Annotated in this window: 7 protein-coding genes; 2 read left to right on the top strand and 5 right to left on the bottom strand. The window is 34.9% G+C overall.

Annotated elements, in window-relative coordinates; genetic code table 11:
- Window positions 1–135: 135 nt before the first annotated feature.
- The 5 genes from LS72_RS09785 to zwf all read right to left on the bottom strand — a co-directional run bounded on the left by LS72_RS09785 (window position 136) and on the right by zwf (window position 6,216).
- The gene (locus LS72_RS09785) at window positions 136–1,371 is read right to left on the bottom strand and encodes a sugar MFS transporter (protein ID WP_034555283.1); all 1,236 of its coding nucleotides are present in this window, start codon (window positions 1,369–1,371) and stop codon (window positions 136–138) included.
- Between the two features lie 11 nt (window positions 1,372–1,382).
- Window positions 1,383–2,975 carry a glucose-6-phosphate isomerase gene (gene pgi, locus LS72_RS09780; protein WP_238700799.1) on the bottom strand — a complete coding sequence of 531 codons (1,593 nt, stop codon included), beginning with the start codon at window positions 2,973–2,975 and terminating at the stop codon, window positions 1,383–1,385.
- A gap of 62 nt (window positions 2,976–3,037) precedes the next feature.
- On the bottom strand, window positions 3,038–4,027 hold the full coding sequence (locus LS72_RS09775) for a glucokinase (protein ID WP_034554797.1): 990 nt from the start codon (window positions 4,025–4,027) through the stop codon (window positions 3,038–3,040).
- Window positions 4,014–4,691 carry a 6-phosphogluconolactonase gene (pgl, locus tag LS72_RS09770; RefSeq protein WP_238700798.1) on the bottom strand — a complete coding sequence of 226 codons (678 nt, stop codon included), beginning with the start codon at window positions 4,689–4,691 and terminating at the stop codon, window positions 4,014–4,016. The genes LS72_RS09775 and pgl overlap by 14 nt, the downstream gene beginning before the upstream one ends.
- 124 nt (window positions 4,692–4,815) lie before the next feature.
- The gene (gene zwf, locus LS72_RS09765) at window positions 4,816–6,216 is read right to left on the bottom strand and encodes a glucose-6-phosphate dehydrogenase (RefSeq protein ID WP_034554793.1); all 1,401 of its coding nucleotides are present in this window, start codon (window positions 6,214–6,216) and stop codon (window positions 4,816–4,818) included.
- Between the two features lie 152 nt (window positions 6,217–6,368).
- Here zwf and edd point away from each other — a divergent pair, with 152 nt between their 5' ends.
- On the top strand, window positions 6,369–8,171 hold the full coding sequence (gene edd, locus LS72_RS09760) for a phosphogluconate dehydratase (protein WP_034554792.1): 1,803 nt from the start codon (window positions 6,369–6,371) through the stop codon (window positions 8,169–8,171).
- Between the two features lie 9 nt (window positions 8,172–8,180).
- Window positions 8,181–8,804 carry a bifunctional 4-hydroxy-2-oxoglutarate aldolase/2-dehydro-3-deoxy-phosphogluconate aldolase gene (locus LS72_RS09755; RefSeq protein WP_034554791.1) on the top strand — a complete coding sequence of 208 codons (624 nt, stop codon included), beginning with the start codon at window positions 8,181–8,183 and terminating at the stop codon, window positions 8,802–8,804.
- Window positions 8,805–8,924: the final 120 nt, after the last annotated feature.

Genomic DNA, 8,924 nt, shown 5'->3' with positions numbered 1-8,924 from the left:
ATCATTTTTTAAAGACAAAGTTTGAAAATACAAAGATGGTGTTTTAAAAAATGGAAGTGAAATTATACAATAGGAAGCTTAATAGAAGATGAAAGGGAAGGAGCTACCAAAATGAAAATTTCATTTTGGTAAGTTTTATTTTGCCTGATATCCTTTAAGAGCAAAAAATAAAATATAAATGTAGCATAATACAGGGATTAGGTAGGAGATTAATAAACCAAAATAATCAGCCATTAGTCCTTGAGCTGGAGGAATAAGAGCTCCTCCTACTATAGCCATACAAATTATCCCCGAAGCTTGACTTGTGAATTTACCTAAATTTTTAGTCGCCAAAGAAAAGATCGTTGGAAACATTATGGAGTTAAATAATCCTATGGCAAGTAAAGCAACCATCATAATTTTCCCTGCAATATTTTCCCTATCTTCAAAATCAATACTTAACCCAAAAGCAATAGCTATTATGATTAAAACAATGCTCATTATGGCATTAAAGGCTAAACATTCATTAGGTGCAATTTGTGTCATTATAAAACTTCCTACAAACCTCCCCACCATAGCAGCACCCCAATAATAAGCTATGTATGTAGCCCCTACTTTTTCTTCGATTCCCATTACATCTTTCATTATTAAAATTAAAAACGATCCTATACTAACTTCTGCTCCAACATAGAAAAATATAGCCCCAGCCCCCAAAACAAGATGCGAATACTCAAATATGCTAGTTTTTCCATCGCGATTCTCATTACTAACTTTTTTAGCCCTCTCCCTTACATCAGGAAGCTTTAAAAGATAAACAACAACCGCTAAAAGTATCAAAACACCTGCTATCCCTAAATAAGGAACTTGCACAGATTGTGCCTCCTCAATCTTAGTTGCATATTTAGTAACATCTGCAAGTATGAATATAGAGCCAAATAATGGTCCTAGAGTCGTCCCTAAAGAATTAAAGGCTTGCACCAAAGTTAAGGCTGTCGCCTCATTGCCCGGTGCTAATAAGGTTGCAAAAGGATTACCCGCAGCTTGCAATAAAACAATTCCACTTGCTAAAATAAATAAAGCACCTAAAAATATGGGATAAGAAGCTGTAAAAGCAGCTGGATAAAACAAAATGCAACCCAAAGCTGCAAGCAAGAATCCTAAAATAACACCAAGAGGATAACCAATCTTCTCCAAAAGTTTTCCAAAAACCCCACCCACTATAAAGTAAGCACCAAAGAAGCAAAATTGTATTAAAGCAGCTTCAAAATAAGTAAGGTCAAAAATAACCTTTAAATGAGGAATTAAAATATCATTTAAAACCGTAATAAACCCTACAACAAAGAACAAGGTAGCAAGCGTTGCTAAAGCAAAAGCATTTGATTTAGTTTGCATATTTTTTCCTTTTAATTTAAATTAAATTGTCTATAAATTTGTATTAAATGCTTCGTAGAGCTATCATGTTCTTGTATTTTTCCTCCTTTTAATTCAGATAAAATAGTCTTAGCCAACTCTTTTCCAAGCTCCACTCCCCATTGATCAAAACTATTAATATCCCAAATTATGCCCTGAACAAAAATCTTATGCTCATATAAAGCCACCAAAGAACCTATACTTCGCGGACAAATTTCATCTAACAAGAGAATATTACTAGGTCTATTACCTGAAAAAACTCTATGAGGAGCAAGTCTTTGAATTTCATCCTCACTAAAACCCTCATTAAACATTTCTGCTTGAGCTTCCTCAAGGGTTTTTCCACACATAAAAGCCTCCGCTTGAGCAAAAACATTGCTAAGCAAAATTTCGTGATGTTCTGGCAAACTGCCCCTTTTACTCAAAGATGCGATTAAGTCAATAGGGCTTAAATGCGTCCCTTGGTGCAAAAGCTGAAAAAAAGCATGTTGTGCATTAATGCCTGTATCACCCCAAATAATAGGTCCTGTATCATAATCAATCCTTTTACCATCTTTTCTAACCTGTTTGCCATTACTTTCCATATCAAGCTGTTGTATAAATTTAGGCAAATACCTTAATACAGAATCATAAGGTGCAATAATATGGCTACCCGCACCAAAAAAATTAATATACCAAATCCCCACCAAAGCCATAATAACTGGCATATTTTTTTCAAAAGGTGCATTACAAAAATGCTTATCCATTAAATATGCCCCTTCAAGCAAAGATAAAAAGTTTTCTTTACCCAAATAAATCATAATAGGCAAACCAATCGCTGACCAAAGACTATAACGACCTCCAACCCAATTCCAAAATTCAAACATATTTTCTAAATCTATGCCAAACTCTCTAACTGCTTCTTTATTCGTTGAAACAGCAACAAAATGTTTAGCTATATATTTCTCATTTAAAGCATAGTCTAAAAACCATTTTCTAGCTGTAAAAGCATTTGTCAAAGTTTCTTGAGTAGAAAAGGTTTTAGAAGCTACTATAAATAAAGTAGTCTCGGGATGAATTTTTTGCAAAACTCCTTGTAATTCAATCCCATCTACATTAGAGACAAAATGCATATTAAGCCTTGGATGTCCAAAGTTTTTCAAAGCCTTACACACCATTAATGCCCCAAGATCTGAACCACCTATGCCTATATTGACAACATCTGTGATAATCTGCTTAGTATAGCCTAGCCAAGAACCCACCCTTAAAGAATCAGAGAATTTTTGCATTTTTTGCAAAACTTCCCGCACATTAGGCATAACATCTATGCCATCAACTTTAACAGAGGAATTAGCCCTATTCCTTAAAGCCGTGTGTAAAACCGCCCTATTTTCTGTCGTATTGATTTTTTCACCCTCAAACATAGCGGTAATTTTTGCTTTTAAATCACATTCTCTAGCTAAATCAAATAAAAGATTCAAAGTATCATTAGTAATACGATTCTTAGAATAATCAAGTTTTAAATCCCCAATTTGCAAAAAGTATTCAATCCCTCTAACACCATTTTCTTTAAACAAGTCTCTCATATGCACATCTTTCATAGCCATAAAATGACGATGTAATGCTTTATAAGATTCTAAATGCGTTAAAGATTTCACTACCAGCCTTTCTATGTCTCCATATTACAATCTCTTAAATGATTTTCCAAAGCGACTGCAATCCCACTAATACCAGGATATTTTGCCAAAACAACATAAACAGGAATCGCAGCTAAATAAGCATTAAATCTCCCTTTATCCTCAAAACGCATTCTAAAAGGTGAAGTTTTAAAATACTCAATAAATCGGGGTATAATGCCCCCACAAAGATAGACCCCACCTCTAGCCCCTAAAGTTAAAGCCACATTTGAAGAAACCGTGCCTAACATTGCACAAAATATATCCAAAGTCAAACGGCATAGGGGACATTTGCCGCTTAAAGCTTGCTCACTAATAAGTCCAGAACTCATTTGCCCATCCTTAACCCCCTCTATATCCGCTAAAGCCTCATAGATTAAAACAAGCCCAGAGCCACTTAAAAAGCGTTCAACAGAGACATGTCCATATTTTTTCCTTGCATACTGCCAAACCATTAATTCTGTATCATCAAAAGGAGCAAAACTAACATGCCCTCCCTCTCCTGCTAAAGCCATATATTCGCCCTTACGGCAAGGCATAAGTGCACTTACCCCAAGCCCTGTGCCAGGACCCAAAACCGCTTTGGGTGCATACAATGCACAAGAAGTTCCGCCCACTTGCAAAAACTCTGAATGGGACATTTTGGTAATAGCATAAGCTTGTGCGGTAAAGTCATTAATAAGTATCAATACCTCTAAATTTAAAACCTGTCTAGTAGTCTCTATGGAAAACGCCCAATGATGATTAGTCATTTGCACCCAATCCCCTACAACAGGATTAGCAATAGCAAAAGCACCAAATTTAATAATAGGATTACCAATTTTACTTAAATAAGCCTTCACCGCATCAACAATCGTATTATAATCATTGCAGGCAAGAACTTCTATATTTTGAATTTGCTCATTCTCTGTTTCTAGGGCAAATCTAGCATTCGTGCCTCCAATATCAGCTAAAAGCCTTGGGTAAGTTTTATTTTGAGAAATAGACATCGCACATTACCTCTCTTGAGTGAAGTATATAAGAAATGGGGATTTTGGGGTTTAAGCCTTTAATCGCTTTGTTAAAGACTAAAAACTTTTCTTGTGTAGCGATACACAAAAATAATTTCTTACATTTCTTTAATGCAGATAAAGACATAGAAAGCCTTTTATAAGGTGCATTTTTAGGGCTTATTAAAACGATATTATAAGGACTCTCTAAAGCCATTTGAAATTCATCCGCTTCAGGAAAAAGAGAGGCTGTATGCCCATCAAGTCCCATTCCAAGAATAGCAATATCAGGCTGTTGGTAAGAAGCATTAGCGTTTTTAACTAATTCTTCTAAAGTAAGATGAGGGTTTTCAAAAAATGGCGTAAAATGAGAATCCTTAGCATGGTTTTGTAAAAGATGAGTCCTAATCAAACCAGCATTACTATCTTCATTATTTAAATCTACAATCCTTTCATCCACTAAAGAAATATTGCACTTTTTCCAATCGCAATTTTCTTTGCTTAACATTTCTAAAAATGCAATAGGGGATTTTCCTCCTGAAAAGGCTAAACTAACCTTATCTTTATCCAATAAAGATTTATTTATAAGCCCAACAATATCCCTAACTAAAGCCCTATTACATTCTTTTGTAGATGCAAACTCATATAACTGAAACATCAATCTTTATTCCCTCAATTCCTAATTAGGAAAAAATAAAACCTAACGCAACTATACCCATAAAATAAGTTAAGAAAAAACCATTCCATTTAAAAATCCCCTAAATATATTCCAACTTTACCCATTAAAAATTGTGCCATTCATACCCATCTTTTTTAATAAGCTCAAAAGATTCTTTAGGACCCAAACTTCCTGCAGGATAAAAGTATAAAGGAGTTTTATGCTCCCGCCAATTCTCCAAAATAGGATCTACCCAAGCCCAAGCTACTTCAAGCTCTTCTTTATGATTAAAAGACGCTTGATTACCCTCAATGGCATCTAAAATCAATCTTTCATAGGGTTGCATAATAAAAGTATTATTGAGATTTAAAATCAAATCTTTCTCTTCACATTTCATTGTTTTTCCATTCTTTTTGACACTCAAATTCAAAGAAATTTGATTATCAGGTTGCAAATGAATAATAAGTTTATTAGAATGAGGCTTTAAACTTTCTTTATTTTTAAATTGAATAACAATTTGTGCAAAAGAATCCGCCATTCTTTTTCCCGTCCTAATATAAAAGGGAACTCCCCTCCAATTATCATCCAAAATCTCTGCCTTTATAGCGACAAAAGTTTCAGTTTGACTATTTTCTTTAATATTATCTTCTGCCAAATACGCCTTAAAATTACCCGATTTTATATACTGTGCTCTAATAACATCTTTTGCTATATTCTCATCACCTAAAGGCTTTAGAGCTTTTAAAAGCTCAAGTTTTGCCTTTCTTATAGATTCCGCATCAAGATTAGGAGGGATTTTCATAGCCACCAAAGAGAGGATTTGCAAGATATGATTTTGCACCATATCCCGCAACGCACCCGTATTATCATAAAATTCTCCTCTACTTTCAACACCCAAAGTTTCAAAAACACTAATTTCCACATAATCAATATGTTTTCTATTCCACAAAGAAGCAAAAATAGGATTAAAAGCTCGTAGAATTAAAAGATTTTGAATACTCTCTTTTCCCAAATAATGATCGATTCTATAAATCTGCTTCTCATCATAGTATTTAGCAATTTCATTATTAATAACTTGACAGGAGTGCAAATCCATACCTAAAGGCTTCTCAAGAATAATCTTTACATTATCTCTATTAAGCCCAACTAAGGCTAAATTTTTACAAGCTTGCATAAAAAATTCTGGGGAAATAGAAAAATAAATAACAATATTTTGACTTTTATCGCCAATCCTTTCTTTTAAAGCAATAAAGTCTTTTTCATCATTTAAATTGATACTTAAATAACAAATGCCATGAGTAAATTCTTCCCATTTTTTATCAACGCAGTTTTTAATATGTATTTTAGATTTGCTACTTAACTCCTCTATAAATTGCTCCGTGTTAAATGCACTTCTACTTGTAGCAAGGATTCTTCCAATAGAGGGCAAAAAACCATCAATATGGGCTTGATAAAGTGATGGAAAAATCTTTCTCATCGCTAAATCCCCAGTAGCTCCAAATAAAATAAAATCAAAACCTTGCATAACCTTCCTTAACAATATCAATATAGATTCTCACAAAACTTTAATACTAAAATTAACATATTTTAAAGCTATTATTTTAGAATTTTTACCTAAAATTAACATAATTACTAATAAATTAATAAAATTAATTCCGTCCCCCTTTAAGGAAAAAGATGATAAATAAGCAATTAGAACAAATCACAAAAAACATTATAGAGCGAAGCAAGCCCACAAGAGAGGCTTACTTAGAACGCATTACAAACCATAAAGGAAAAATCCAAAGAAAAGACTTAGGCTGTGCGAACTTAGCTCACGCCTATGCTAGCATACCCAATTATATGAAAGAAAAAATCAAAGAAAATAAAGAATCCAATTTTGCCATCATTTCAGCTTATAATGATATGCTCTCCGCACACCAACCCTTTAAAAACTACCCCGATATACTCAAACAAGAGCTCTTTAAGAATCGTGCCTTTGGTCAATTAGCAGGTGGCACCCCAGCAATGTGTGATGGCATTACGCAAGGTTATGAGGGTATGGAGCTTAGTCTATTCTCACGCGATGTAATCGCAATGAGTGTAGCCATAGCACTCTCACACAATGTCTTTGATGGAGCTTTTTATCTTGGGGTATGTGATAAGATTGTCCCGGGGCTTTTAATAGGTGCTTTAAGTTTTGGGCATTTACCTAGTATTTTTATCCCATCAGGTCCAATGACAAGTGGAATCTCAAATGATGAAAAATCCAAAATGCGACAACTTTTTGCCGCTGGGGAAATTTCACGCGATAAACTGCTTGAAAGCGAAATGAAATCCTACCACGATGTAGGCACTTGCACCTTTTATGGCACCGCAAATTCTAACCAAATGCTAATGGAGTTTATGGGGTTGCATTTACCAAATTCTGCTTTTATTAATCCAAACACCCCCTTAAGAGAAGCTTTAGTTAAACAAGCCGCAGCCCATATGGCACAACATCAGGTTAAACCCATAGGAGAACTACTTAGTGAAAAAAACATTATTAATGCCATTATTGGGCTAATGGCAACAGGGGGCTCAACAAACCACACCATACACCTAGTAGCCATAGCCAGAGCAGCAGGAATCATTATCAATTGGGATGATTTTGATGCACTCTCAAGTATCACTCCACTTCTAGCAAGGGTATATCCTAATGGCAAAGCCGATGTCAATCAATTCCAAGCCGCAGGAGGATTAGCCTTTATCATTAATGAGCTTTTAGAAAATGGGCTTTTATATGAGGATGTAGAGACGATTATGGGGAGAGGAATGCGGGATTATACCAAAGAGCCATTCCTAATTAATGGCAAACTACATTACCAAGAGGGGACAAAAACAAGCCAAGAGGAAAGCATATTAAGAAGCATAAAAAATCCCTTTTCTCAAGATGGGGGAGTGAAAATCTTGCGTGGAAACATAGGCAGAGCAGTGATAAAAACCTCCGCCATTAAAGAAGAGCACCAAATAATCCAAGCTCCTGCTATAGTCTTTCACTCCCAACAAGAATTTTTACAAAGATTCCAAAACAAAGAATTACAAAAAGACTTCATCGCCGTTTTACCTTATCAAGGAGCAAGGGCAAATGGTATGCCAGAGCTTCATAAGCTTACACCTTCTTTAGGAGTCTTACAAGATCAAGGCTTCAAAGTAGCCCTTATCACAGATGGGAGAATGTCCGGAGCTTCAGGCAAGGTCCCAGCAGCTATCCATATAAGCCCAGAAGCTTTGCTTAATGGAAATATAGCGAAAATCCAAGATGGCGATATGCTAATCCTTGATGCCAAAAATGGCAGATTAGAAGCTCTAATAGACGAACAAGAATGGAAAAACCGCAAACCAAGCAAATTTGACAAAAAAGAAACTTTTGGTTATGGTAGAGAACTTTTCGCAGGTTTTAGAGAACAAAGCTCAAATGCAGAAACAGGTGCTATGAGTTTTGGCGGATATTTTAAATAAGGACAATAAATGCAAGCAAGAGAAGTTTTAGAAATTAGTAAAATTATTCCAGTCATTACCATTGATGATTTAAAAACAAGCATTGATTTAGCACAAGCCTTAGCCAAAGGAGGCATAAAGATTCTAGAAATCACACTACGTACCAAAGAAGCACTAGAAGCAATAAACCTTATATCCCAAGAAATGCCAGATATTATAGTAGGGGCAGGAACTATCCTAAATGCTAAAATGCTAGAACAAGCTAAAAATGCAGGAGCTAAATTCGCCATAAGTCCGGGCTTAAATGCCATTTTTGCTAAAGAAGCTAAAGCCATAGATTTACCCCTAATCCCAGGAGTTACTACCGCAGGTGAGCTAATGTTAGCCCTTGAATTTGACCTTAAAAATCTCAAGTTTTTTCCCGCAGAATCTTCAGGAGGAATACAAACGCTAAAGTCTTTCTTGGCTCCTTTTAGTAGTGTAAAATTTTGTCCAACAGGGGGTATAAATTTAAACAATATCAAAGAATACTTAACATTAAAAAATGTAGCCTGTGTAGGAGGCTCTTGGCTAACCCCTAAAGAACTAATTATCAACAAACAATGGGATGAAATCACCCAAATCGCACAAAAAAGCCTTGCTAGAAGCCAATAAACACCCCCTTTAAAAAAGTTAAATAATCCTAATATTATTTAATAAAGTTTAAATTTTATGCTATACTAGGAATGTTAAAAATAGTTTATGACAAATACATAATAAAAATGCCTAAATCTC

Origin of the sequence: Helicobacter apodemus (assembly GCF_000765745.2) — a bacterium.
GTDB classification, from domain to species: domain Bacteria; phylum Campylobacterota; class Campylobacteria; order Campylobacterales; family Helicobacteraceae; genus Helicobacter_D; species Helicobacter_D apodemus.
The sequence above is the reverse complement of the archived record's forward strand: the minus strand, read 5'-3'. Positions and strand labels throughout refer to the sequence as shown.

Coding starts and splice junctions, on each gene's coding strand:
- LS72_RS09785 (WP_034555283.1), bottom strand. CDS start 1,371: ATGCAAACTAAATCAAATGCTTTTGCTTTAGCAACGCTTGCTACCTTG.
- pgi (WP_238700799.1), bottom strand. CDS start 2,975: ATGGCTATGAAAGATGTGCATATGAGAGACTTGTTTAAAGAAAATGGT.
- pgl (WP_238700798.1), bottom strand. CDS start 4,691: ATGTTTCAGTTATATGAGTTTGCATCTACAAAAGAATGTAATAGGGCT.
- zwf (WP_034554793.1), bottom strand. CDS start 6,216: ATGCAAGGTTTTGATTTTATTTTATTTGGAGCTACTGGGGATTTAGCG.
- edd (WP_034554792.1), top strand. CDS start 6,369: ATGATAAATAAGCAATTAGAACAAATCACAAAAAACATTATAGAGCGA.
- LS72_RS09755 (WP_034554791.1), top strand. CDS start 8,181: ATGCAAGCAAGAGAAGTTTTAGAAATTAGTAAAATTATTCCAGTCATT.